The organism is Thioalkalivibrio sp. ALE21 (genome assembly GCF_003208255.1).
Taxonomy (GTDB): domain Bacteria; phylum Pseudomonadota; class Gammaproteobacteria; order Ectothiorhodospirales; family Ectothiorhodospiraceae; genus Thioalkalivibrio; species Thioalkalivibrio halophilus.
In genome coordinates this window covers 198,796-221,259 of the sequence record NZ_QKMA01000002.1, presented here as the reverse complement: position 1 = coordinate 221,259, position 22,464 = coordinate 198,796, and the positions used below count along the sequence as shown (strand labels likewise).

The window sequence follows — 22,464 nt, the reverse complement described above, 5'->3', positions numbered from 1 at the left end:
ATCAGACCCCGTGGCCGGCCTTCATCGCCTCGAATTCGTCCTCGAAGAAGAATTTCTCTTCACCGAAAGCCGGTTTCAGCTGATTCAGCCAGGTGGCGTTCTCGTCGTAGCGGGCAAAGAACGGACGCTGCACCCAGTCCGGGTTGCGACCCTGGATGAAGCGCAGCACGAAGACCTTCTCCCCGTGGATCTCGGTGACCCCCTGGATCTCGACCTTGCCCGGATCGGCGCTCATGGACGGCCCGCGCGCGGTGCGCGCCAGCCCCGAGACCTGCTGCATCGCCTCGCGGTAGATCTCCCAGGCGCGCGCCAGCGGTACCTCGAAATAGCGCCGCGCGCCGGTGTCGCGCTCCACGAACATGTAGTACGGGATGATCCCGAGGCGCACCTGTTCGCGCCACAGATCGGCCCAGGCCTGCGGGTCGTCGTTGATGTGGCGCAGCAGCGGCCCCTGAGCACGGATCTCGGCGCCGGTGTCACGCACCCGGCGAATCGCCTCGCGGGCGATCGGCGTGCGCAGCTCGTTGAGATGGTTGTAATGCGCCATCAGCGCCACGTGCTTGCCGCCCTCGACCAGCTGTTCCAGCAGCCGCAGCAGGTCATCGGCATCACTTTCGGTCACGAAACGGTAGGGCCAGAAGGAGAGCGCCTTGGTCCCGATCCGCACCGTCTGGACATGCTCCAGCCCGGGTTCCAGCAGAGCTTCGAGATAGCCGCGCAGGTTCCTGGTTTTCATGACCATCGGATCGCCACCGGTCATCAGCAGATCGGAGATCGCCGGGTGCTGGCGCAAGTACTGGTGCAGCAGATCGGCATCGGTGGAGGCGATGCGCAGTTCCTTGTCCCCCACGAACTGGGCCCAGCGGAAGCAGAAGGTGCAGTACGAATGGCAGGTCTGCCCCTGACTGGGGAAGAACAGCACCGTCTCGCGATACTTGTGCTGCAGGCCGTTCATGACCTCGCCGTCATCCTCGCTGGGCCGGTTCAGTTCCATCTGGCCGGCCGGATGCGGGTTCAGCTCATCCCGCAGCTCCTTCGCCAGGGCCGCGATCTCCTTGCGCTCGGCCCCGCGGCGATGCAGCGCAGCCATCCGCTCGTAGGCCTCCGGGGACAGCATCTCCCGCTGCGGGAAGGTGAGCTGGAACATCGGGTCGTCCGGGATATTGTCCCAGTCGATCAGCTCGTCGATCACGTACTCGTTGATCCGGAATGGCAGCACGCTGGCCACCACGCGCATGTCGAAACGCATGGCCTCGGGGACACGCTCGAGGGCTTCGATCCGGTCCAGGTTGCGATCGTTGTAGACCTTGAAGTCACGTGGCTCGATCGAGCCGGCTTCCGGGTCCTGGTAGAACTTGAGAACGGAATTCATCCGTGCCTCCTGTCGACGGTCGATGCGCCCGCTCCGGCCCCCGGGCCGTCGCGATCGTGGGAATTACGGTTACTTCGGGACCGAGGCGGTCACACGGCGGGCCTTCGGGGCGAGGGCTGCCGCCTCGGTGGTGAGCGGCGTCAGGGAAACAGCGACGCGTACGTTATCAAGCACCTCGCGGACGGACAAGAGATTCCGCGTGATCCTCAGGTTACCACCCCTGCGGCAGTGTGGGTTACCCTCGCCGAACCTGAAAGGAGGGCGTCATGCACCCGGAATTCCCCCACAAGGACATCATCCACCTCAACCATGCCGCGGTCGGACCGTGGCCCCGGCGCACCGCCGAAGCGGTCGAGGCCTTCGCCCGCGAGAACCTGCATTACGGCTCGCGGGGTTATGGACGCTGGCTGGAAACCATCGCCGCCACACGGGAGCTGGCGCGGCAACTGATCGGTGCACCCGAGGCGGAAGACGTGGCCTTCGTGAAGAACACCTCGGAGGCGCTGTCCATGGTGGCCTTCGGTCTGCCCTGGCAACCGGGGCAGAACATCGTGATTCCCGAGGGGGAGTTTCCCTCCAACCGCGTGGTATGGCACGCCGCTGCCCAACGTTACGACCTGGAAGTCCGGGAGGTCGCCATCGGCGAGGAGCCCGAGCTGGATCTGCTGCGGGCCTGCGACCAAGCCACGGCCCTGGTGTCCGCGAGTGCGGTGCGCTATGACTCGGGCCTGCGCATGGACGTTCAGTTCCTCGGCAACGAGCTGCACGGGCGCGGCATCCTGTTCTGCGTGGATGCCATCCAGCATCTGGGCGCCCTGCCCTTTGACGCCCCGGGATGCCGTGCGGATTTTGTGATGGCCGACGCGCACAAGTGGATGCTGGCTCCGGAAGGCATCGGTCTGTTCTACGTCAATCCGGAGGTCCGTGATCGCCTGCAGCTGAACGAATACGGCTGGCACATGCTCGAGCACGCCGGCGACTTCGACAATCCCGCGCTGACGCCCTCGCCCGGCGCCCGGCGTTTCGAGCCCGGCAGCCCCAACATGCTGGGCATCCAGGCGCTCCATGGCAGTCTGTCGCTGTTGCTGGAAACCGGCATGGACCGGGTGGACGAAGAGATCCGGGAGCACTGGCTGCATCTCGAGGATCGCCTGCGCGGACTGGGCTGCGAGATCCTCAGTGCCCGCCACCGCCGCGCCGGCATCCTGACCTTCCGCCCCTCCGCGGGCCTGCTGGGGGATACCCCGCTGGAGACCGTCTACCACCGGCTGCAGGCGGACGGCATCCTGTGCGCCATGCGCGGCGGCGGGATCCGTTTCTCCCCGCATTTCTACCACGAGACCGCGGATCTGGACCGCGCGGTGGAGGGGCTGCGCGAGGCCCTGCCGGGCGGGTAAGGCCGTTCAGAAGGTGTGGGTTTTGCGATCCGAATTGAGCATGCCGCCCAGGTGATCCTCGATCCGGCGGCGGGTCTGCCCCTTGTCGGAGGTGTTGAACTGGACTCCGATACCGCGCAGGCGATTGCCCTGGGCCCGTGGCGGGGTGATCCAAACCACCGTACAGGGCGTTGGCAGGCGATCACCGTCCTCCAGCAGCGACAGCAGCAGGAAGACCTGATCACCCAGCTTGTACGACTTGTCGGTGGGAATGAACAGCCCCCCGTTGCTCACAAAGGGCATGTACGCCGCATACAGCGCGGGTTTTTCCTTGATTGCCAAGGTCAGCATCCCTTGCCCGGCCATGAGCCCTCCCCAATTTCCACAGTGGTTTTTGCAGCGGCGCTCAGTATGCCCCGGAGCGCCCCCGCGATGCCAGCCGACTGGCCGTCGCCTGCGGCAGCATGGCCGCCGCCATGTCTTCCAGCCGCAGCTGCGGGTTCAGCTGCGCGCGCGCCTGACGCTGCCAGCGCCGCGATTCCTGGACCAGCGAGGCCAGTCCCCGCGCCCCGCGCTCACGGGCAAAGGCCTGCAGCCGATCCGGCGGGAACTGCGCGGCGAATCGATCCACCTCGCCGCTCACCAGCCAGCGCTGGGCCGACAACAGCAGGGCCTGCCAGCGCGGCAGCAGGGTCTCCAGGTTGCAGCGCGCCAGGTGCGTGACCGCCGAATGCAGCTCGCGTGTCTGCAACAGTTCCGCCAGAGCCTCACGTTCCTGTCGCCAGGCGGCGTGACGCTCGGGATCCGCCAGGAGTTCGGCCGCGACCACCGGGCGTCCGAGGCTGGCCGCCCAGGCCTCATCCACCGCCGAAGAATCCGGCGCGCCGGCGGCCAGCCAGTCACGTGCGGCCTCGAGATCCGGCGCCGGAAGATGCAGATCCTCGCACCGGCTGCGAATGGTGGCCGGCAGGGCCGAGGGTCGCGCGCTCTCGAGAACGATCAGCCCGCCCGCCGGGGGCTCTTCCAGGGTCTTGAGCAGCGCATTGGCCGCACTGGCGTTCATGGCGTCCGCCGGATGCAGCCGGAGCACTCGCCAGTCACCGGAGCCGCTGAGCGCCAGGAATTCACCGGCTTCGCGCACGGCATCCACCGGGATATCCTTGCCCGGCTCCGGCGGCATCACGTCGTGCAGCTCCGGATGCACGCCCCCGAGAAAACCGCGACACCCGCCACATTCCCCGCAGGCCGGCTGCGTGCCCGTGGCCCTTTCGCAGAACAGGCGCTGCAGCAGGGCCGAGACCAGCAGGCCCTTGCCCACGCCCTCGGCGCCGGTGACCAGCAGGCCACCGGGCAAATGCCCGGCCGCCGCGCGCAGCACCAGCGCCTGCCAGGGCTGCGCGAGCCACGGCGGCACCGCGCCCGGCTCGTTCACGTAGACGCCTCCAGCAAACCGCGGGAGCGCAGTCCATCGAGCATCCGCTGCCCCACGGTGGCGGCATCCGCCGAGGCATCCACCATCAGATAGCGCTGCGGTTCGGCATTGGCCCGGCGCCGGTAAGCCGCGCGGGCACGTTCGAAGAAATCCATCGCCTCGCGCTCGATGCGGTCCCGTCGTCCCCGCTGCACGGCCCGCTCCAGCCCGGTTGTCGGGTCGATGTCCAGCAGGATCACCAGATCCGGTCGCAGATCGCCCTGCACCCAGTCCTCCACTGCCGCAACCCGGGTGTCGCCCAACCCGCGTCCTCCGCCCTGATAGGCAAAGCTCGCATCGGTAAAACGGTCGCTCACCACCCACTGTCCCGCATCCAGGGCCGGACGGATCACTTCGGCGAGATGCTGCGCGCGCGCCGCGAACATCAGCAGCAGCTCCGCCTCCGGGATCATCTGCGGCAGGTCCGGATCCAGCAACAGGCCGCGGAGGCGTTCGCCCAGCCCGGTGCCCCCGGGTTCGCGGGTCGCGCATACTCGGTGGCCGGCCGCCTCCAGCGCCGCGACCAGGGTTTCCATCTGGGTGGTCTTGCCGGCCCCTTCTATGCCCTCGAGGGTCAAAAATCGCCCGGTCATCAACGTCCCCTTCGGCCGTAGCGGCTCGCGTCGCCATCCAGCTGATAGCGAATCACGGCCTCGCGATGTTCGCGATAGGTCTCGGAAAAATGGTGGCTGCCATCATTGCGCGAGACAAAAAAGAACTCCCGGGTGTCCGCCGGCCGCGCGGCCGCTTCGATGGCGGCCCGGCCCGGCAGTGCGATGGGCGTCGGCGGAAGCCCTGCCCGGGTATAGGTGTTGTACGGATGATCCCGCTCCAGCTCCGCGCCCGTCAGTCGTTGCACGCCGGTCTCCTGCACATACAGCAGCGTGGGATCGGTCTGCAGCCGCATCCCCTCGCGCAGGCGATTCACGAACACGGCGGCCACCCGGTCACGCTCGTCGCCGCGCCCGGTCTCGCGTTCCACGATCGAGGCCAGGATCAGCAACTCGTACGGCTCCTCCAGCGGCAGATCCTCGGAACGCCCCGCCCAGGCCGCATCCAGCGTGGCCCGCATCGCCTCGTGGGCCCGCCGCAGGACGTCCAGCGAGTCGGTCCCGGAGCCGAAGAAATACGTATCCGGCAGGAACCAGCCTTCGGGGTGCTCGATGTCGTCGAGGCCCAGGACATCCGGCAGATTGTGGACACCCACCGATTCCGCCGGCGGGTCCAGTTCATCATGCCGGCGCACCGCGGCGAGTGCCTGGCGCACGGTCCAGCCTTCCGGCAGTGTCAGACGGTGCCGCACCACGTCGCCACGTGCCATGGCCTGCACCAGGTCCGCCGGGGTCATCCCGGCATCCACCGCGTACTCGCCGGCCTGGAGCCGGCCCGCCACACCCTGTCGCCGGGCATACACCTCGACCACCCGCGCCGACTCCACCCAGCCGCGGCGTTCGAACTCCCGGCTGAGGCTGCGCAGACCGGTCCCCGGCTGCAGCTCGAAGCGCTGCGGCTCCTCCAGGGCCAGCGGGCGTTCCAGCTGGGCCCGATACCAGTCGGCCAGCCACAGCGCCCCGGCCGCAACCGCCAAGAGCGTCAGTACGCCCGCCAATGCCATGATCTTCCTAATCCGCTTCATGCAGTGCCCTCCTGAGCGCCTGCAAGGCAGCAGGCTCGGTCCTCGCCGCCCCGCCCCCGATCAACACGCCCGCGGCCAGCCCCAGCCGCGCGTTGCTCACATACAGTCCGTCGGCGGCCTGCAGACGCTCGTACGTCGGCCAGGCGACCTCGGTGCTGACACCAAATTCCTCGGCCTTCTCCAGCACCCAGGCACGTCGCGTGCCGGCGATTCCGGCCTCGTCAACCGGCGGTGTCACGAGGTGAGTCCCCTCGCGCAACCACAGGTTCCCCTGCGTGGCACAGGTAATCCGACCGGCGGCGTCCCGCAGGATCGCCTCATCCTCTCCCTCGCGCCAGTGCATGCGCGCCAGCACGTTATCCAGGCGTCCCAGGTGCTTGATCCCGCCGAGGGCCGGATTGACGCTGGCCGGTATCGTCGAAAACCCGATGCGCAGCGGCGTCGCCCCTGCCGGGTCCGGCCGCGACATCTCCGGCCCGGCACTGACCAGCCGGGTGACCGCTGGCTCCGCCGGAGGCGCATAGCCTCGCGGGCCGCGGCCCCGGGTCAGGGTAAGACGCACCAGCCGTTCGCCCGGCCCCGCCGCCGCCTCGATCTCCCCGCGCAGCCACTCCGGGTCCTGCGCGGGGAACCCCAGGCGCTGCAGCCCCAGCTCGAGGCGCGCCCGATGCCACGCCCACAGGCAGGCATGCCGCTGGCGTACCAGTACCGTCTCGAACAGCCCGTCGCCCAGCAGCAGGCCCCGATCGTCGGCCGTCACCTCCGATCCGGAGCCATCGTTCGCCCGACTCACCCCCCCCGCTCCACATCCGTACCCAGCGCATCCAGCAGACCGCGCGCCTTGTGCCGGGTCTCCTCGAGCTCCTGGTCGGGATCCGAATCGGCGACGATCCCGGCGCCGGCGCGAAACCGCAGTTCCCGGTCCCGCACCACCAGGGTACGGATCAGGATATTGGTATCCATGCGACCGTGATCACTGACATAACCACAGGATCCGGTGTAGGCCCCGCGCGGCACTCGGCCCTCCAGTTCCTGGATCACCTGCATGGAGCGGATCTTGGGGCATCCGGTGATGGTCCCGCCCGGGAAGGTCGCGCGCAGCAGTTCTTCCGCGCGCGTCCCCGGCCGCAGCCGTGCCGTGATGCTGGACACGATGTGGTGGACCCGGCGGTAGCTCTCAATGGTCATCAGCTCGGCGACCCGCACGCTGCCGGTACATGCCACGCGGCCAAGATCGTTGCGTTCCAGGTCCACCAGCATGATGTGCTCGGCGCGTTCCTTGAGGTTGACCTCCAGTTCGCCATAAAGCTCACGGTCGGCGTGCGCATCCGGGTCGCGCCGACGGGTGCCGGCGATCGGCCGGGTTTCGGCGACGCCTTCCTGAGCCGACACCAGGCGTTCCGGCGAGGAGCTGATCACCTCCGCTCCCGGCAGCCGCAACCAGGCCGCAAACGGCGCAGCGTTGGCACCCCGCAGGCGCCGATAGAGCTCGCCGGTATCCAGGGACCGGTCGGCACGAGCGTGCCATTCGCGTGACAGGTTGGCCTGGAAGGTATCCCCGGCGCGGATGTACTCCAGCGCCCCGCGCACCGCCGCGCGGTAATATTCGGGATCGTCCTCCTCGATCTGCAGCATCGGCAGGTCGCCGCCCCCCGGGCCCGCCGCCGCGTCCGTTGCCACCGCCGCCAGATCGGCCTCCAGCTGCTCGCGCCGCGCGCGATCAGCCTCGGAATCCACCCACCAGGTGACTCCTTCGTGATGATCGCGGATCAGCGCGGCAGGAAACCGCGTCGCAACGGCCGTCGGCAACCATGGATCCGGTGCAAAGCGCCCCAGCGCGGGCTCCAGGTGCCAGGCGAATTCGTAGCCCACATACAGGAACCAGCCACCGAAGAACGGCAGATGGGCATGTTCGGGGGCTGGCATGCACGCGGTCGGCGGACACCCCAGATCGACATCGGCCGCCGCCAGCAATGCGTCACCATCGCCGGCATCCAGCGTGCGCCCGGGGAACGCAAACAGGATGGAAAAGCGCGCCGGCGCCTGCCCGATCAGGGCCGACTCCAGCAGATGCGGATAACGCTGGGGGAAACGCCCTGCGAGGACCGCCAGATCGATCCCCGAGGGCAGCCTTTCGACGGCCATGCCCGCGCGAGGCCGGCGTCAGATGGCGCGGAACACCAGGGTTCCGTTGGTGCCGCCGAATCCAAAGGAGTTGGACAGGGCCACGCGGGTGTTCATGTCACGGGCCTCGTTGGCGACATAATCCAGATCGCAGCCCTCACCCGGATTGTCCAGGTTGATGGTTGGCGGCGAGACCTGATCACGCAGGGCCAGCGCGGTAAACACAGCCTCGATCCCGCCCGCGGCACCCAGCAGGTGCCCGGTCATGGACTTGGTCGAATTGACCAGAAGGTTCTTCGCATGATCGCCGAAGGTCCGCTTGAGCCCCTCGGTCTCGGCCAGATCCCCGGCCGGGGTAGAGGTTCCGTGGGCGTTCACGTACCCCACTTCCTCCGGCTCAACGCCCGCGTCTTTCATGGCCCGGACCATGCACTTGGATGCCCCGCTGCCATCCTCGACCGGCTGGGTCATGTGATGGGCATCGGAATTCCAGGCGAAGCCGCCGATCTCGCAGTAGATGTTCGCGCCGCGGGCCTTCGCGTGTTCGTACTCCTCCAGGACCATCACCCCGGCCCCGTCACTGAGTACGAAACCGTCCCGGTCGGCGTCCCATGGCCGCGAGGCGCGGGCGGGATCGTCGTTGCGGGTCGACAGCGCGCGCGCCGCGGCAAAGCCGCCGATGCCCAGCGGCGTGGTGGCCATCTCGGCCCCGCCCGCAACCATCGCGTCGGCATCGCCATAGGCGATCATGCGCGCGGCGTCACCGATGTTGTGGGTGCCGGTGGCACAGGCGGAGACGATGGAGATGTTCGGCCCCTCCAGTCCCCGCATGATGGAGAGATTCCCCGCCACCATGTTGATGATGGCGCTGGGGACGAAGAACGGAGAGATCTTGCGGGCCCCGCCCTTCAGGTAGGCACCGTAGGAACGCTCGATGTAGGGCAGCCCCCCGATGCCGGAGCCAATCGCGACCCCGATCCGCTCCGGATCGGAACTGTCCGCGGACAGCCCGGCATCATCCAGGGCCTGGAGTCCCGCCGCCAGACCATAGATGACAAAGGTGTCCATCTTCTTCTGGTCCTTGACCGGGACATAGTCATTGGCATTGAAGTCCCGCACCGCGCCGGAAATCTTGACCGGCATGTCCGAGGCATCGAACACGTCGATGGGCGTGATCCCGCTCTTCCCGGCCTTGATGCTGGACCAGGCCTGGTCGATAGTGGATCCGACCGGGGACACGATGCCGAGGCCGGTGACCACAACACGTCGCTTAGCCAATGATTTTCTCCCTCGAAAGACGGCTGCACGCGGACGGCGAAGAGGGGGACGCGCCGTGTTGGCGCGCCCCTCGCCGCGACCATGGACCCGATCAGTCCTTGGCGTGCTCGTTGATGTAGTCGATCGCCTGCTGCACGGTGGTGATCTTTTCGGCCTGCTCGTCGGGGATTTCCGTTTCGAATTCCTCCTCGAGCGCCATCACGAGTTCGACGGTGTCAAGCGAATCCGCGCCCAGATCGTCGACGAAAGCGGCGGCGTTCGTGACATCCTCTTCCTTGACTCCCAGCTGCTCGACAACGATTTTCTTGACGCGTTCTTCAATGCTGCTCATGGTTGAAACATCCCCTTGGATATGAGGCGGGTCCGGTAAAGGTCCGCCATTCTATTGAAAAGCACCGCCGTGATCCACAACCCCGGCGGAGGACTCCGCGTAACGGGCCCGCGGCTCAGTGCATGAATCAGTGCATGAACATGCCGCCGTTGACGTGCAGGGTCTCGCCGGTAATGTAACCGGCCTCGTCGGACGCCAGAAAGCCCACCGCCGCCGCCACTTCCTCGGCGTCACCCAGACGGCCCAGCGGGATCTCGCCCAGCAGCCGTTCGCGCGTCGCCTCGTCCAGCTCGCGCGTCATGTCAGTGTCGATGAATCCGGGGGCCACCGTGTTGACCGTGATATTGCGGGCGCCCACCTCGCGCGCCAGGGAGCGGGCGAAGCCGGCCAGCCCGGCCTTGGCGGCGGCGTAGTTGGTCTGTCCCGCATTCCCGGCCGTCCCGACCACCGAGCCGATCAGCACAACCCGCCCGCGGCGGGCCTTCATCATGCCCTTGATGACCTTCTGCGTGAGTCGAGCGGCCGCGGTCAGATTGGTGTCGATCACCGCATCCCAGTCCTCGTCCTTCAGGCGCATAAAAAGGTTGTCGCGGGTGATGCCCGCGTTGTTCACCAGCACCTCGATGCCGCCCTCGGTCGCCTGAATGTCCTCCAGCGCGGTCCTGACCGATTCGGCATCGGTGACGTCCATGGCGACACCGCGGCCGCCCCAGGGGGCCAGGGCCTCCGAGATCCGGCCGGCGCCGGCGTCGCTGGTGGCGGTGCCCACCACCTGCATGCCCTGTTCCGCCAGACGGCGGGCGATGGCCGCGCCAATGCCGCGGCTCGCCCCGGTCACGAGAGCGATTCGTTGGTTTTCCGACATCAACGGTTTCCTTGCTGTTGGGAAATGGGCGTCAGCCGGCGGTCAGCCGGTCACGGACGCTTTCCAGGGTGGCCCGATCGGCCACGTCCGGATGATCAATCGAACGGTCGATGCGTTTCGCCAGCCCGGTCAGCACCCGACCGGGGCCACATTCCACCTGCACCCCGGCGCCGGCATCGCGCAGCCCCTGAACGGTTTCGACCCAGCGGACCGGGCGGTAGAGCTGCTCCGCCAGTCGGGTCTTCAGGCTGTCCACGTCGCTCGCCGGTGCGGCGGTCACGTTCTGCCACACGGGAATCTGCGGGACACGGAATTCGACGGTGTCCAGCGCCGCCTGCAGACGTTCGGCCGCCGGGCGCATCAACGCACAGTGGGAAGGGACCGACACCGGCAGCTTCAGCGCCCGTTTGGCGCCCGCATCGCGAGCCGCCGACACCGCGCGGTCCACGGCCCCGGCCGTGCCGGCGATCACCACCTGTCCCGGTGCATTGAAGTTCACTGCCTCCAGGGTGTCGCCCTCGGCCTGTGCCTCGCACAGGGCGATCACGTCGGCATCCTCCAGGCCAAGGATCGCGGCCATGGCCCCCTCGCCTGCCGGCACGGCCTCCTGCATGGCCCGGGCGCGCTCCGCGACCAGACTAACGGCATCCGGAAACCGCAGGGCCCCGGCCGCCACCAGGGCGCTGTATTCGCCCAGGCTGTGTCCGGCCAGCGCCATGGGCTCCGGAACCCCCTGTTCACGCAGCATCCGCCAGCAGGCCACGCCAGCCGCCAGCATCACGGGCTGGGTCCAGCGGGTCTCGTCAAGCTGTTCCGCCGGTCCGTGCTGAACCAGGCTCCACAGGTCGGCGTCCAGGCAGTCCGAGGCTTCCTGAAAGGTATCGCGTACCACGGCGAATTCATCACCGACATCGGCGAGCATGCCCACCGACTGGGACCCCTGTCCCGGAAAAACCGCTGCCCAGGAAACTGTCATGGTTCGTGTCCGAAATTCACTGGATGAGAAAGCGGGCGTAGTTTAGGCGCTGACGCCGGCCCCGGCAAACCCCGAAACGCGACCGGTTTCGTGTCCATCGAACGAAAAACCGGGAGTTTCCCTTGAGTTCCATCCATGCATCCGCATAATGTCGCAACCCTGATTCATTACGCGAGGAACTGCATGGCGAAGGAAGACGAAATCGAGCTCGAAGGAACCGTCGTCGAGACGCTCCCCAACACCACCTTCCGGGTGGAGCTCGAGAACGGGCACACGATCACCGCGCACATCTCCGGGAAGATGCGCAAGCACTATATCCGGATCCTGCGCGGCGACAAGGTCATCGTGCAGATGACGCCCTACGACCTGAGCAAGGGTCGCATCGTCTACCGCAACAAATAAGCGCGCCACAGTCTCCCCGGCATGCAAAAGGCCGGCGCCCCGAGGGGTGCCGGCCTTTTTCGTGAGGGACACCACAGGCTCGTGGTGTCCCGTTCGTGGTCGGATCAGGAAGAGACGGCGGGTTCGTGGATATCCATCTCGAGACCGTCCTCGCCCAGGCGCACGGTCACTTCGCCACCCTGCGCCAGCTTGCCGAACAGGAGTTCGTCCGCCAGCGACTTCTTGATGTGCTCCTGGATGGTCCGTCCCATCGGCCGCGCACCCATCTGCGCGTCGTAGCCGTGCTCGGCCAGCCAGGCGCGCGCCTCGGATTCCACCGTCAGGGTCACCTTCTTCTCGTCCAGCTGGGCCTGGAGCTGGGTGAGGAACTTGTCGACCACGTTCAGGATGGTCGCCTCGTCCAGCGGGCCGAACTGGATGGTGGCATCCAGACGGTTGCGGAATTCCGGGGTGAACGTCCGCTTGATGGCCTCCATCGCGTCGGTGGAGTGATCCTTGCGCGTGAAGCCCACCGACGGCCGCGAAGCCGCTTCGGCACCGGCGTTGGTGGTCATCACCAGGATCACGTTGCGGAAATCCACTTCCCGCCCGTTGGCGTCGGTCAGCGTGCCGTGGTCCATCACCTGCAGCAGCACGTTGAACACGTCCGGGTGCGCCTTTTCGATCTCGTCCAGCAACAGCACCGAATGCGGATGCTTGAGGATGGCATCCGTCAGCAGGCCGCCCTCGTCGTAGCCGACATAACCCGGCGGCGCACCGATCAGCCGCGAGACCGTGTGGCGCTCCATGTATTCGGACATGTCGAAGCGGGCCAGATGGATACCCATCTGCTGGGCCAGCTGACGCGTGACCTCGGTCTTGCCGACACCGGTCGGACCGGCGAACAGGAAGGAACCGATCGGCTTGTCCTGGTCACCCAGGCCGGAACGCGACATCTTGATGGCCGTGCTCAGGGTGCCGATCGCCTCGTCCTGACCGAACACCGTCATCTTCAGGTTGCGTTCCAGGTTGCGCAGGGTCTCCTTGTCGGTGCTGGACACCGATTTCGGCGGGATGCGCGCGATCTTGGCCACGATGTTCTCGATGTCCTGCACGCCGATGGTCTTCTTGCGCTGGCTCACCGGCAGCAGCTGGCGACTGGCACCGGCCTCGTCGATCAGGTCGATCGCCTTGTCCGGCAGGAAGCGATCGGTGATGTAGCGGTCCGACAGCTCCGCCGCAGCCTGCAGCGCCGGCTTGGTAAAGCGCACGTTGTGGTGCGACTCGAAACGCGACTTGAGCCCTCGCAGGATCTGATAGGTTTCATCCACCGTGGGCTCGGGTACCTCGATCTTCTGGAAACGCCGCGCCAGTGCGCGGTCCTTTTCGAAGATCCCGCGATACTCCTGATAGGTGGTCGAACCGATGCACTTGAGCTCACCGGAGGCCAGCATCGGCTTGATCAGGTTCGAGGCATCCATTACCCCGCCGGACGCGGCACCGGCCCCGATGATGGTATGGATCTCGTCGATGAACAGGACCGCGGCGGGTTCCTTCTTGAGCTGGGCCAGCACCCCTTTCAGGCGTTTTTCGAAGTCGCCGCGATACTTGGTTCCGGCCACCAGCGCGCCCAGGTCCAGGGCATAGACCGTGGCTTCCTCGATCGCTTCCGGCACCTGGCCATCCACCACGCGCCGCGCCAGCCCCTCGGCGATCGCGGTCTTGCCGACCCCGGCCTCGCCGACCAGCAGCGGGTTGTTCTTGCGCCGCCGGCAGAGGATCTGGATGGTGCGCTCGATCTCGTGGTCCCGCCCGATCAGCGGGTCGATCTCGTCATTGCGCGCCTTCTCGTTGAGGTTGGTCGCGTACAGCTGCAGCGCGTTGGTCTTTTCTTCGGTCACCGTCTCGCCCTGCTGCTCGGAGGATTCCTCCGCCTGCTCCTGGTGAATCTGGCCGAGCTCGTCCTCGCCGACCTTCGAGATACCGTGGGAAATGAAGTTGACCACGTCCAGACGCGAGATGTTCTGCTGGCCCAGCACGTACAGTGCCTGACTGTCCTGCTCGCCGAACAGCGCCACCAGGACGTTGGCCCCGGAGACCTCCTTGCGACCACTGGACTGCACGTGGAACACCGCGCGCTGCAGGACCCGCTGAAAACCGAGGGTCGGCTGGGTCTCGCGCGTGTCGTTCGGCGGGATCCGCGGGGTGTTTTCGTCGATGTAGGCCTCCAGTTCGTCGCGGATCCGGTCAAGATCCGCACCGCAGGCACGCAGTACGGTGGCTGCACTGGGGTTCTGGGCCAGGGCCATCAGCAAGTGCTCCACGGTCACGAACTCGTGGCGTTTCTCGCGGGCCTCCTTGAAGACCAGGTTCAGACTGAATTCGAGTTCCTTGTCGAGCATGGGGGTCAGGCCTCCTCCATCGAGCATAGCAGTGGGTGCTGATGGCTCCGGGCGTATTCATTCACCTGGGCCACCTTGGTCTCGGCGACATCTCGAGTGTAGATGCCGCACACGCCCTTGCCCCGGGTATGCACCTGCAGCATCACCCGGGTGGCCTTCTCGCGATCCATGCCGAAGAAGGTCTCCAGGACCTCCACCACGAATTCCATCGGCGTGTAGTCGTCGTTGTTCAACACGACCTTGTACTGCCGTGGCGGCTTGAGTTCCGGCCTCGATTCATCGACCGCAACGGAATCGTCGTGATCGGGTTGGCGGGGCTTGTCGTCACTCATCTTTCGGTCCAGCTCGCACTCGTGGCGCCCTCGGGCACCGCGTGTTCATTTCTGTAGAGTCCTGACATCATCGAACGGTTCCCGGCGCTTGCCAAGTGTCCGCATGGCGCGGGAGGCCAGCCCGCCGGTGGTGGGAGCGCAGCCCTCTGCGCGATCAGGCATGGCCGATCGGCCAGGGGGCTGGCCTCCCACAGGCTGTATCTCCACTGGCTGCCTGCGCCCGGGTCGTTCAGCCGTCCATGTGGCGGATCATCGCCTCGCCGAAGGCGGAGCAGGCGATCGGTTCCACTCCGTCCATCAGCCGCGCAAAGTCATACGTCACCTCGCCGGCGGCGATCGCGCCCTCCATGCCGCGCACCACGAGATCCGCCGCCTCGGTCCAGCCCAGGTGGCGCAGCATCATCTCGGCCGACAGCACCAGCGAGCCCGGATTGACCTTGTCCTGACCGGCATACTTGGGCGCGGTACCGTGCGTGGCCTCGAACATCGCGGTGGTGTCGGAGATGTTGGCCCCGGGCGCGATGCCGATCCCGCCGACCTGGGCGGCCAGGGCGTCGGAGATATAGTCCCCGTTCAGGTTCAGGGTGGCGATCACCGAGTAGTCCTCCGGGCGCAGCAGGATCTGCTGCAGGAAGGCATCCGCGATGACGTCCTTGATCACGATCTCGCGACCGGTCTTCGGGTTCCTGAACACCTGCCACGGGCCACCGTCGAGGTCCTCGGCACCGAATTCCTCGCGCGCCAGCTCGTAGCCCCAGGCCTTGAAGGAGCCCTCGGTGAATTTCATGATGTTGCCCTTGTGCACCAGGGTCACCGACGGGCGGTCATTGTCGATCGCGTACTGTATGGCCTTGCGCACCAGCCGCTTCGTACCCTCGCTGGAGACCGGCTTCACGCCGATCCCCGCGGTATCCGGGAAGCGGATCTCGCGCACGCCCATCTCGTCCTGCAGGAAGTCGATGAGCTTTTTCGCCTCGGGCGTGCCGGATTCGAACTCGATGCCGGCGTAAATATCCTCCGAGTTCTCGCGGAAGATCACCATGTCGGTTTTTTCCGGTTCTTTCAGCGGGCTGGGCGTACCCTGGTAGTAGCGCACCGGACGCAGGCAGACATACAGATCCAGCTTCTGCCGCAGCGCCACGTTCAGCGAACGGAAGCCGCCGCCCACCGGGGTGGTCAGCGGGCCCTTGATCGACACCTTGTATTCGCGCACTGCATCCAGCGTCTCATCGGGGAGGCCGGAGTCATCGTCGTAGACCTGCGTGGCCTTCTCGCCGGCATAGACTTCCATCCACTCGATCGCCTTCTGGCCGCCATAGGCCTTCTCCACCGCCGCATCCGTGACCCGGCGCATCACCGGGGTGATGTCCGCGCCGATGCCGTCCCCCTCGATATAGGGGATCACCGGACGATCCGGCACCACCAGGCCGCCGTCCTTGCCCACCTCGATGGGTTGGCCTTTCTCCGGGATGCGAATGTGCTGGTACGCCATGAAGACTCCTTTTGCAGCGCCGTGTCATTGGGATTTGGATGCCGGCGATTATACATGGCCTCCGTGGCCTTCGCCGCCGGGCGGCGGGTATCATTGCGCCATGAATGAACGCCTGCGCTGCCATATCACCGTCGCTGCGGTCATCGAGGATCGAGGCCGCTTCCTGTTTGTCGAGGAAGAGGATGCGGGCCTGCGCGTTCTCAATCAGCCCGCGGGCCACCTGGACCCGGACGAGGACCTGATCGCCGCAGTGCGGCGCGAGGTCCGCGAAGAGACGGCCCTCGAATTCGCCCCGCAGCACTCGCTGGGCTGCGACCTGCTGCGTCTGGCCGACGGCGCGGTCATCCTGCGCGTGGCCTTCACCGGTACGGTGTCGGCACCGGCGCAGCCGATCCGCCGCGACCCCGCAATCCTTGCCACCCACTGGCTGGATGCCGCCACCGCGCTGAACGGTCATCGCCTGCGCAGCCCGCTGGTGGCCCGCAGCCTGCGACGCTGGGAATCGGGTCTGCGCCTGCCGCTGGAATCTGCCGGCGAACTCGTCGACAACGTGCGGCCCGCCCCCGCACGCCCCGAGGAATGAGCCGCATGGCCACCAGTGAACGCATCATCGTCGGGCTCTCCGGCGGCGTGGATTCGGCGGTCGCCGCCCTGCGCCTCCTGCAGACGGGACACCGCGTCGAAGGCCTGTTCATGAAGAACTGGGAAGACGATGACGCGGACGGCCACTGTGCCGCGGAAGACGACTACGCGATGGCCCGCGAGGTCGCGGCCACCCTGGAGATCCCGTTGCACAAGGCGAACTTCGCCGAGGATTACCGCCAGCGGGTCTTCGCCCACTTTCTCCACGAGTACCGCGCCGGCCGCACCCCCAACCCGGACATCCTGTGCAACCGCGAGATCAAGTTCCGCGCCTTTCTCGAGCAGGCCCAGGCACTGGGCGCCGACGCCATCGCCACCGGCCACTATGCCCGCGCCTGGCACGGCCCCGACCACAGCGAACTGCGACTCGCCGAGGACGCCAACAAGGACCAGACCTATTTCCTGCACGCCCTGGATCAGGCACAGCTGCGCCCGGCCCGTTTCCCGCTGGGGGACCTGCCCAAGGAACGGGTGCGCGAACTGGCATACGAGCACGGCCTGCCCAATCACGCGCGCAAGGATTCCACCGGCATCTGTTTCATCGGCGAACGCCCGTTCCGCGAATTCCTCGCCCGTTATCTCGAGGGCAGCGAGGGCGACATCTGCACCCCGGACGGTCGCGTGGTCGCCCGCCATCACGGCCTGATGTTCTACACCCTGGGGCAGCGTCAGGGACTGGGCATCGGCGGGGTCGAAGGCGCGGCCGATGCCCCCTGGTACGTGGTCGACAAGGACCTCGCGGGCAACCGACTGATCGTGGCGCAGAATTCGGCCCATCCGCTGCTGATGAGCCCGGAGCTGACGACCGAACCCGTGCACTGGATCCACCGCTTTCCGGCCGACGGGGAAACCCTGCAGGCGCGTCTGCGTCATCGCCAGCCGCTGCAGGACTGTCGGGTCTGTCCGGAGGCGGACGGACGCGCGCGCGTGGTCTTCGAACAGCCGCAGCGTGCGGCCACGCCCGGCCAGTCCATCGTGTTCTATCGCGACGGCACCTGCCTGGGGGGCGGCGTGATCGCCACACGCCACACCCTGTCCGCGGACACCCCGGTTGCCGCCGGGGCATGAGTCCGGAGGGCGGTTTCCGGTATAGTGCCTCCCCTGATACCCAGACCCGGACGGACACGGCTTGGAGCGCAGCGACCACAACCGCACCCTGGCACTGGCGGCCATCTTTCAGGCCGCGAGCCTGGTCAAGGACCTGGCCTGGCGAGGCTCCTGCGACGAATACGAGCTGGAGGTCCTGATCGGAAGCCTGTTCGCCTTCGACTCGACCACGCCCGAGGAGATCTATCGCGGCGAAGTCAGCCTGCGTACCGGGCTGGAACGCGTGCGCACCCAGCTGGAAAGCGGTGGCAAGCCGCCGGACATGGAGATCACCCGCTACGCGGTGGGGCTGATCTTCCTCGAACGCAAGCTGCAGAAGCGCGGCGACATGATGCAGCAGCTGGCCGACGGCCTGCAGGGCGCCCAGCGGCAGGTGGACTACTTCACCCTGACCCACGAGAGCGTGATCTCGCGGCTGGGCGAGATCTACAAGGAGACCATTTCCGAGCTCGGCCCGCGCATCATCGTCCAGGGCGAACAGAACAATCTCTCCAACCCGGATACCGCGGCCCGTATTCGCGCGCTGCTGCTGGCCGGCATCCGCGGCGCCGTGCTGTGGCGCCAGGCCGGCGGCTCGCGCTGGAAGCTCCTGTTCGGGCGCAAGCGCCTGATGAACGAGGCCGGCCACATTCTTCAACGTCTCAACACCTGACTTCGGATGGACGCATCATGAGCGACGCTATGCCCCGGAACACCCGCACCCTGTCCGCCGGCGGACACGAGTGCCAGTACGTCCCGATCGCCGACGACCGACGCGCGCAGACCCTGCCCTTCGCGCTCAAGGTGCTGCTGGAAAACCTGATGCGCCACGAGGACGGGCGTACGGTGACCCGCGACGACATCGAGGGCCTGCTGGACTGGGACCCGGCGGCGGAACCCTCGCGCGAGATCGCCTTCCGGCCGGCGCGCGTGCTGCTGCAGGACTTCACCGGCGTCCCCGCGGTGGTCGACCTCGCCGCGATGCGTGACGCCATGGAAGACCTCGGCGGCGATCCAGCGAAGATCGCGCCCCTGCAGCCGGCGGAGCTGGTGATCGACCACTCCGTGCAGGTCGATTCCTACGGCGAGGCCAATTCCATGAACCTGAACGCCGAGCTGGAATATTCGCGCAACCGCGAACGCTACAGCTTCCTCAAATGGGGCCAGCAGGCGTTCGAGACTTTCAAGGTCGTGCCCCCGGATACCGGCATCGTGCACCAGGTCAACCTGGAGTACCTGGCGCGCACCGTGTTCCTCGAGGACCGCGCCGACGGCAGCTGCATGGCCTATCCCGACACGCTCGTCGGCACCGACTCCCACACCACCATGATCAACGGCCTGGGCGTGCTGGGCTGGGGCGTGGGCGGGATCGAGGCCGAGGCCGCCATGCTGGGCCAGCCGATCTCCATGCTGATCCCGCAGGTGGTCGGCTTCCGCCTGACCGGCAAGCTGGCCGAGGGCGCCACCGCCACCGACCTGGTGCTGGTGATCGTCGAACAGCTGCGCAAACACGGCGTGGTCGGCAAGTTCGTCGAATTCTTCGGCGACGGCCTCGCCGACCTGCCGCTGGCCGACCGCGCCACCATCGCCAACATGGCGCCCGAATACGGCGCGACCTGCGGCATCTTCCCGATCGACGACGAGACTCTGGAATACCTGCGTCTGACCGGCCGCGAGGAAAGCCACATCCAGTTCATCGAGGCCTATGCCCGCGGGCAGGGCCTGTGGCGCGACGACAGCGCCCCGGTGGCGCGCTACTCCGACCTGCTGGAGCTGGACCTGTCCACCGTCGAGCCGAGCCTCGCCGGACCCAAGCGTCCGCAGGACCGGATCCCGCTGAGCCAGGCGGGTGCCGAGATCAGTCGCCACCTGGACACGGTCCTGAAGGAACGCGTTTCCGGCAAGGACGAGCCGTCGGAGGCCGAACGCTTCGCCACCGAAGGCGGCCATACCGCAGTGGGCGTAGAGCATCAGGCGGAAGAACCGCATCACACAGCCATCGAGATGGGCGGCGAGACCTTTACCCTGGACCACGGCGACGTGGTGATCGCCGCGATCACCTCCTGCACCAACACCTCGAACCCGTCGGTGATGCTGGGGGCCGGCCTGGTGGCTCGCAAAGCGCGCGAGCGCGGCCTGAAGGTCAAGCCGTGGGTCAAGACCTCGCTGGCCCCCGGCTCGCGCGTGGTGACCGATTATCTGCAGAACGCTGGCCTGCTCGAGGACCTGGAAGACCTGGGCTTCTATGTGGTCGGCTACGGCTGCACCACCTGCATCGGCAACTCCGGTCCGCTGCCGGAAGCGATCAGCGAGGCCATCGTGAAGGACGACCTTGTGGTCTCCTCGGTGCTCTCCGGCAACCGCAATTTCGAGGGCCGCATCCATTCCGAGGTGCAGATGAACTTCCTCGCCTCACCGCCGCTGGTGGTGGCCTACGCCCTGGCCGGACGCTCGAACCTGGATCTCTACAACGATCCGCTGGGCGATGATGCCGATGGCAATCCCGTCTATCTCAAGGACATCTGGCCGACTTCTCAGGAGGTGCGTGACGAGGTGGCCCGCCATGTCGGCGCCGGCAGCTTCACCACCGCCTACGGCGACCTCTATACCGGCGAGGACCGCTGGCGCAATCTCGAGGCCCCGTCAGGCGACCGCTTCGATTGGCAGGAAGACTCCACCTACGTGCGCAAGCCGCCCTACTTCGACGGCATGGGCATGACGCCCGCCGAGACCCCGGACATCGAGGGCGCGCGGGTCCTGGCCCTGCTGGGCGATTCGGTGACCACCGACCATATTTCGCCGGCGGGCTCCATCGCATCGGACAGCCCCGCCGCCCGTTACCTGGAAGAACAGGGGGTCAAGCCCGCCGACTTCAACTCCTATGGCTCGCGGCGCGGCAACCACGAGGTGATGATGCGCGGCACCTTCGCCAACGTGCGCCTGCGCAACCTGCTCGCACCGGGCACCCAGGGCGGCGTAACGCGGCACCTGCCGGACGGCGAGCAGATGTCCATCTACGACGCCTCCATGCGCTATCAGGCCGAGGGGACCCCGCTGGTCGTCATCGCGGGCAAGGAATACGGCACTGGCTCCTCGCGCGACTGGGCCGCCAAGGGGACCCTGCTGCTGGGCGTGAAGGCGGTCATCGTGGAAAGCTACGAACGCATCCACCGCTCCAACCTGGTGGGCATGGGCGTGCTTCCGCTGCAGTTCCACGACGGCGAGAACGCCGAATCGCTGGGCCTGACCGGCGAGGAGACCTATACCATCACCGGCATCCGGAGTGGCGAGGCGAAGGAAGCGACGGTGACCGCCACCGCCGATGATGGCTCACGGAAGGAGTTCCGCGTGCGCGTACGGCTGGACACCCCGCAGGAGATCGACTACTACCGTCACGGTGGAATATTGCCGTACGTCCTGCGTCAACTTGCGGGCGAAGGCTGAATCGCATCATGTCGCGAATCGCCCCCACTGCGGAACTGCGTGCCGGGATGACGCTGGCCGCCCCGGTGCATGACCGTTCCGGTCGCCTGCTGATCCCCGCGGGCATGACCCTGCAGGACAAGCATCTGCGGGTCCTGCGGGCCTGGGGCGTCAGCGAGGTGCGGATCCAGGACGGGGACCCGCCCGCGACCGAACCCGTCCCGGATGCGGCCGAGGGTACGCAGCCGACCGCCGGCGAAGAGGATCCGGATGCCGCCGAGGCGCGCCTTGGCGCCACTGCGGACGAAGCGCTGGCGGAACGCTTCCAGCACTGCGACATCGAGCGCTTTCCGATGGACGGGATCTACCGCATCGCGCGACGTGCGATGATCGACGAACTTCGGCAGTCCAGGGGTGCGGGCTCGCGATGACTATGCGGTTGGAAGATTTCCTGCAGGCGGATGACGCGCTGTGCAGCTTCTCCGGTGCGTTCAATGCCATCGTCGAACGCATCAACGATCCAACCGCGAGCGTCGCCGACATCACCGAGGCGATCGAACTGGACCCCACGGTCGCGGCCAAGACCCTGCGCCTGGCCAATTCGTCGTTGTACGGGTTCCCGCAGGAGATCGAGACCCTGCATCGGGCAGTGGCCATCATCGGCCTGCAGCAGATCCGGCAGATCGTACTGTCCACTGTGGTGATCGAACATTTCCGCGGCCTGCCGGTGATCGGCGTGGACATGAGTTCGTTCTGGCGACACAGTCTGGCGACCGCGATCATCGCCCGCGGGATCGCCCGTTTCCGTCGCGAAGCCAACGTTGACCGGCTGTACCTGTTCGGGCTGCTGCACGACATCGGCCGTCTGATTCTGTTCCTGCGCCTCGGCCGCGATACCGAGGAGCTGATCAACCTGCGCGAACGCGACGGTGAGCTGCTGTTCGTCACGGAACAGCGTTTTCTCGGATTCGACCATACGACCATCGGCAGCGGCCTGCTGGAGCAATGGGGCATGACGCCCGCTCACGTGGAAGCCACCCGCTATCACCACGACCCGCTGGCCGCGCCCGCCTTCCCGGTCGAGGCCGGCATCGTGCACGTCGCCGATTCGCTGGCCAACGCCCTGCGCCTGGGTTCCTCCGGGGAGCGCATGGTGCCGCCGGTCCGGGCCGAGGCTTTTGAACGGATAGGACTGGAGACCGCCGCCTGTGAAGATATCGCCGATACGGCACGCGAACAGCTCGATCAGCTGGCCCGAATCCTCCTGGACTGACCCC

At 66.9% G+C, this 22,464-nt stretch carries 22 protein-coding genes; 8 read left to right on the top strand and 14 right to left on the bottom strand.

The annotated features are described in order from the left end of the window. Position 1: 1 nt before the first annotated feature. Positions 2 to 1,372 carry a lysine 2,3-aminomutase gene (locus tag D893_RS02710; protein ID WP_110619085.1) on the bottom strand — a complete coding sequence of 457 codons (1,371 nt, stop codon included), beginning with the start codon at positions 1,370 to 1,372 and terminating at the stop codon, positions 2 to 4. 266 nt (positions 1,373 to 1,638) lie between these two features. On the opposite strand from D893_RS02710, the gene D893_RS02705 reads away from it, so the two are divergent. Then, positions 1,639 to 2,769: an aminotransferase class V-fold PLP-dependent enzyme gene (locus D893_RS02705; protein WP_018946012.1), complete on the top strand. Its 1,131-nt coding sequence runs from the start codon at positions 1,639 to 1,641 to the stop codon at positions 2,767 to 2,769. 6 nt (positions 2,770 to 2,775) lie between these two features. Here the strand turns inward: D893_RS02705 and D893_RS02700 are convergent, their stop codons facing one another. From D893_RS02700 to fabD, 10 genes are all read right to left on the bottom strand, one after another. Continuing rightward, a complete protein-coding gene (locus tag D893_RS02700) occupies positions 2,776 to 3,114 on the bottom strand; it encodes a PilZ domain-containing protein (RefSeq protein ID WP_024328801.1) in 339 nt (112 codons plus the stop codon). 40 nt (positions 3,115 to 3,154) lie between these two features. Next, positions 3,155 to 4,180 (bottom strand): DNA polymerase III subunit delta', encoded by a 1,026-nt coding sequence (locus D893_RS02695; RefSeq protein WP_018946014.1) that lies wholly within the window; start codon positions 4,178 to 4,180, stop codon positions 3,155 to 3,157. Continuing rightward, positions 4,177 to 4,812, bottom strand: coding sequence for a dTMP kinase (gene tmk / locus D893_RS02690; RefSeq protein WP_077243794.1), 636 nt, complete (start codon positions 4,810 to 4,812; stop codon positions 4,177 to 4,179). The genes D893_RS02695 and tmk overlap by 4 nt, the downstream gene beginning before the upstream one ends. Next, positions 4,812 to 5,855 (bottom strand): endolytic transglycosylase MltG, encoded by a 1,044-nt coding sequence (gene mltG, locus D893_RS02685; protein WP_077243793.1) that lies wholly within the window; start codon positions 5,853 to 5,855, stop codon positions 4,812 to 4,814. The genes tmk and mltG overlap by 1 nt, the downstream gene beginning before the upstream one ends. Continuing rightward, positions 5,842 to 6,615 carry an aminotransferase class IV gene (locus D893_RS02680; protein ID WP_077243792.1) on the bottom strand — a complete coding sequence of 258 codons (774 nt, stop codon included), beginning with the start codon at positions 6,613 to 6,615 and terminating at the stop codon, positions 5,842 to 5,844. The genes mltG and D893_RS02680 overlap by 14 nt, the downstream gene beginning before the upstream one ends. Before the next feature lie 29 nt (positions 6,616 to 6,644). Beyond that, complete coding sequence (locus tag D893_RS02675) at positions 6,645 to 8,000, bottom strand: aminodeoxychorismate synthase component I (protein WP_110619084.1); 1,356 nt, start codon at positions 7,998 to 8,000, stop codon at positions 6,645 to 6,647. An 18-nt stretch (positions 8,001 to 8,018) separates the two neighbouring features. Beyond that, on the bottom strand, positions 8,019 to 9,239 hold the full coding sequence (gene fabF / locus D893_RS02670) for a beta-ketoacyl-ACP synthase II (RefSeq protein ID WP_018946019.1): 1,221 nt from the start codon (positions 9,237 to 9,239) through the stop codon (positions 8,019 to 8,021). Between the two features lie 109 nt (positions 9,240 to 9,348). Beyond that, the gene (gene acpP, locus D893_RS02665) at positions 9,349 to 9,588 is read right to left on the bottom strand and encodes an acyl carrier protein (protein ID WP_018869396.1); all 240 of its coding nucleotides are present in this window, start codon (positions 9,586 to 9,588) and stop codon (positions 9,349 to 9,351) included. 127 nt (positions 9,589 to 9,715) lie between these two features. Next, positions 9,716 to 10,453, bottom strand: a complete 738-nt coding sequence (fabG, locus tag D893_RS02660) for a 3-oxoacyl-ACP reductase FabG (RefSeq protein ID WP_018946020.1) — start codon at positions 10,451 to 10,453, stop codon at positions 9,716 to 9,718. Between the two features lie 31 nt (positions 10,454 to 10,484). Next, on the bottom strand, positions 10,485 to 11,429 hold the full coding sequence (gene fabD, locus D893_RS02655) for an ACP S-malonyltransferase (protein ID WP_110619083.1): 945 nt from the start codon (positions 11,427 to 11,429) through the stop codon (positions 10,485 to 10,487). A gap of 183 nt (positions 11,430 to 11,612) precedes the next feature. Here fabD and infA point away from each other — a divergent pair, with 183 nt between their 5' ends. Continuing rightward, a complete protein-coding gene (gene infA, locus D893_RS02650) occupies positions 11,613 to 11,831 on the top strand; it encodes a translation initiation factor IF-1 (protein WP_018861401.1) in 219 nt (72 codons plus the stop codon). A 104-nt stretch (positions 11,832 to 11,935) separates the two neighbouring features. Here infA and clpA read toward each other — a convergent pair whose 3' ends face one another. The 3 genes from clpA to icd form a co-directional block, all read right to left on the bottom strand. Then, complete coding sequence (clpA, locus tag D893_RS02645; protein ID WP_110619082.1) at positions 11,936 to 14,212, bottom strand: ATP-dependent Clp protease ATP-binding subunit ClpA; 2,277 nt, start codon at positions 14,210 to 14,212, stop codon at positions 11,936 to 11,938. A gap of 5 nt (positions 14,213 to 14,217) precedes the next feature. Continuing rightward, positions 14,218 to 14,544 carry an ATP-dependent Clp protease adapter ClpS gene (gene clpS / locus D893_RS02640; RefSeq protein ID WP_018869392.1) on the bottom strand — a complete coding sequence of 109 codons (327 nt, stop codon included), beginning with the start codon at positions 14,542 to 14,544 and terminating at the stop codon, positions 14,218 to 14,220. Between the two features lie 229 nt (positions 14,545 to 14,773). Next, positions 14,774 to 16,036: an NADP-dependent isocitrate dehydrogenase gene (gene icd / locus D893_RS02635; protein ID WP_018946023.1), complete on the bottom strand. Its 1,263-nt coding sequence runs from the start codon at positions 16,034 to 16,036 to the stop codon at positions 14,774 to 14,776. A 100-nt stretch (positions 16,037 to 16,136) separates the two neighbouring features. Here icd and D893_RS02630 point away from each other — a divergent pair, with 100 nt between their 5' ends. From D893_RS02630 to D893_RS02605, 6 genes are all read left to right on the top strand, one after another. Continuing rightward, positions 16,137 to 16,619, top strand: a complete 483-nt coding sequence (locus D893_RS02630) for an NUDIX domain-containing protein (RefSeq protein ID WP_018946024.1) — start codon at positions 16,137 to 16,139, stop codon at positions 16,617 to 16,619. Between the two features lie 5 nt (positions 16,620 to 16,624). Then, complete coding sequence (gene mnmA, locus D893_RS02625; protein WP_110619081.1) at positions 16,625 to 17,746, top strand: tRNA 2-thiouridine(34) synthase MnmA; 1,122 nt, start codon at positions 16,625 to 16,627, stop codon at positions 17,744 to 17,746. A 61-nt stretch (positions 17,747 to 17,807) separates the two neighbouring features. Continuing rightward, positions 17,808 to 18,437 carry a high frequency lysogenization protein HflD gene (gene hflD, locus D893_RS02620; RefSeq protein WP_018946026.1) on the top strand — a complete coding sequence of 210 codons (630 nt, stop codon included), beginning with the start codon at positions 17,808 to 17,810 and terminating at the stop codon, positions 18,435 to 18,437. A 17-nt stretch (positions 18,438 to 18,454) separates the two neighbouring features. Further along, positions 18,455 to 21,208, top strand: a complete 2,754-nt coding sequence (gene acnA / locus D893_RS02615) for an aconitate hydratase AcnA (protein ID WP_110619080.1) — start codon at positions 18,455 to 18,457, stop codon at positions 21,206 to 21,208. Positions 21,209 to 21,255: 47 nt separating this feature from the next. Further along, positions 21,256 to 21,618 carry a hypothetical protein gene (locus tag D893_RS02610; RefSeq protein ID WP_051130319.1) on the top strand — a complete coding sequence of 121 codons (363 nt, stop codon included), beginning with the start codon at positions 21,256 to 21,258 and terminating at the stop codon, positions 21,616 to 21,618. A gap of 2 nt (positions 21,619 to 21,620) precedes the next feature. Beyond that, positions 21,621 to 22,460, top strand: a complete 840-nt coding sequence (locus D893_RS02605) for an HDOD domain-containing protein (protein WP_018946029.1) — start codon at positions 21,621 to 21,623, stop codon at positions 22,458 to 22,460. The last annotated feature ends 4 nt before the right edge of the window (positions 22,461 to 22,464 follow it).

Excerpts from the sequence above, each read along its gene's own strand:
- D893_RS02710 (WP_110619085.1), bottom strand. The coding sequence starts at position 1,372 with ATGAATTCCGTTCTCAAGTTCTACCAGGACCCGGAAGCCGGCTCGATC.
- D893_RS02705 (WP_018946012.1), top strand. The coding sequence starts at position 1,639 with ATGCACCCGGAATTCCCCCACAAGGACATCATCCACCTCAACCATGCC.
- D893_RS02700 (WP_024328801.1), bottom strand. The coding sequence starts at position 3,114 with ATGGCCGGGCAAGGGATGCTGACCTTGGCAATCAAGGAAAAACCCGCG.
- tmk (WP_077243794.1), bottom strand. The coding sequence starts at position 4,812 with ATGACCGGGCGATTTTTGACCCTCGAGGGCATAGAAGGGGCCGGCAAG.
- mltG (WP_077243793.1), bottom strand. The coding sequence starts at position 5,855 with ATGAAGCGGATTAGGAAGATCATGGCATTGGCGGGCGTACTGACGCTC.
- D893_RS02675 (WP_110619084.1), bottom strand. The coding sequence starts at position 8,000 with ATGGCCGTCGAAAGGCTGCCCTCGGGGATCGATCTGGCGGTCCTCGCA.
- acpP (WP_018869396.1), bottom strand. The coding sequence starts at position 9,588 with ATGAGCAGCATTGAAGAACGCGTCAAGAAAATCGTTGTCGAGCAGCTG.
- fabG (WP_018946020.1), bottom strand. The coding sequence starts at position 10,453 with ATGTCGGAAAACCAACGAATCGCTCTCGTGACCGGGGCGAGCCGCGGC.
- fabD (WP_110619083.1), bottom strand. The coding sequence starts at position 11,429 with ATGACAGTTTCCTGGGCAGCGGTTTTTCCGGGACAGGGGTCCCAGTCG.
- infA (WP_018861401.1), top strand. The coding sequence starts at position 11,613 with ATGGCGAAGGAAGACGAAATCGAGCTCGAAGGAACCGTCGTCGAGACG.
- clpA (WP_110619082.1), bottom strand. The coding sequence starts at position 14,212 with ATGCTCGACAAGGAACTCGAATTCAGTCTGAACCTGGTCTTCAAGGAG.
- clpS (WP_018869392.1), bottom strand. The coding sequence starts at position 14,544 with ATGAGTGACGACAAGCCCCGCCAACCCGATCACGACGATTCCGTTGCG.
- icd (WP_018946023.1), bottom strand. The coding sequence starts at position 16,036 with ATGGCGTACCAGCACATTCGCATCCCGGAGAAAGGCCAACCCATCGAG.
- D893_RS02630 (WP_018946024.1), top strand. The coding sequence starts at position 16,137 with ATGAATGAACGCCTGCGCTGCCATATCACCGTCGCTGCGGTCATCGAG.
- mnmA (WP_110619081.1), top strand. The coding sequence starts at position 16,625 with ATGGCCACCAGTGAACGCATCATCGTCGGGCTCTCCGGCGGCGTGGAT.
- acnA (WP_110619080.1), top strand. The coding sequence starts at position 18,455 with ATGAGCGACGCTATGCCCCGGAACACCCGCACCCTGTCCGCCGGCGGA.
- D893_RS02610 (WP_051130319.1), top strand. The coding sequence starts at position 21,256 with ATGACGCTGGCCGCCCCGGTGCATGACCGTTCCGGTCGCCTGCTGATC.
- D893_RS02605 (WP_018946029.1), top strand. The coding sequence starts at position 21,621 with ATGCGGTTGGAAGATTTCCTGCAGGCGGATGACGCGCTGTGCAGCTTC.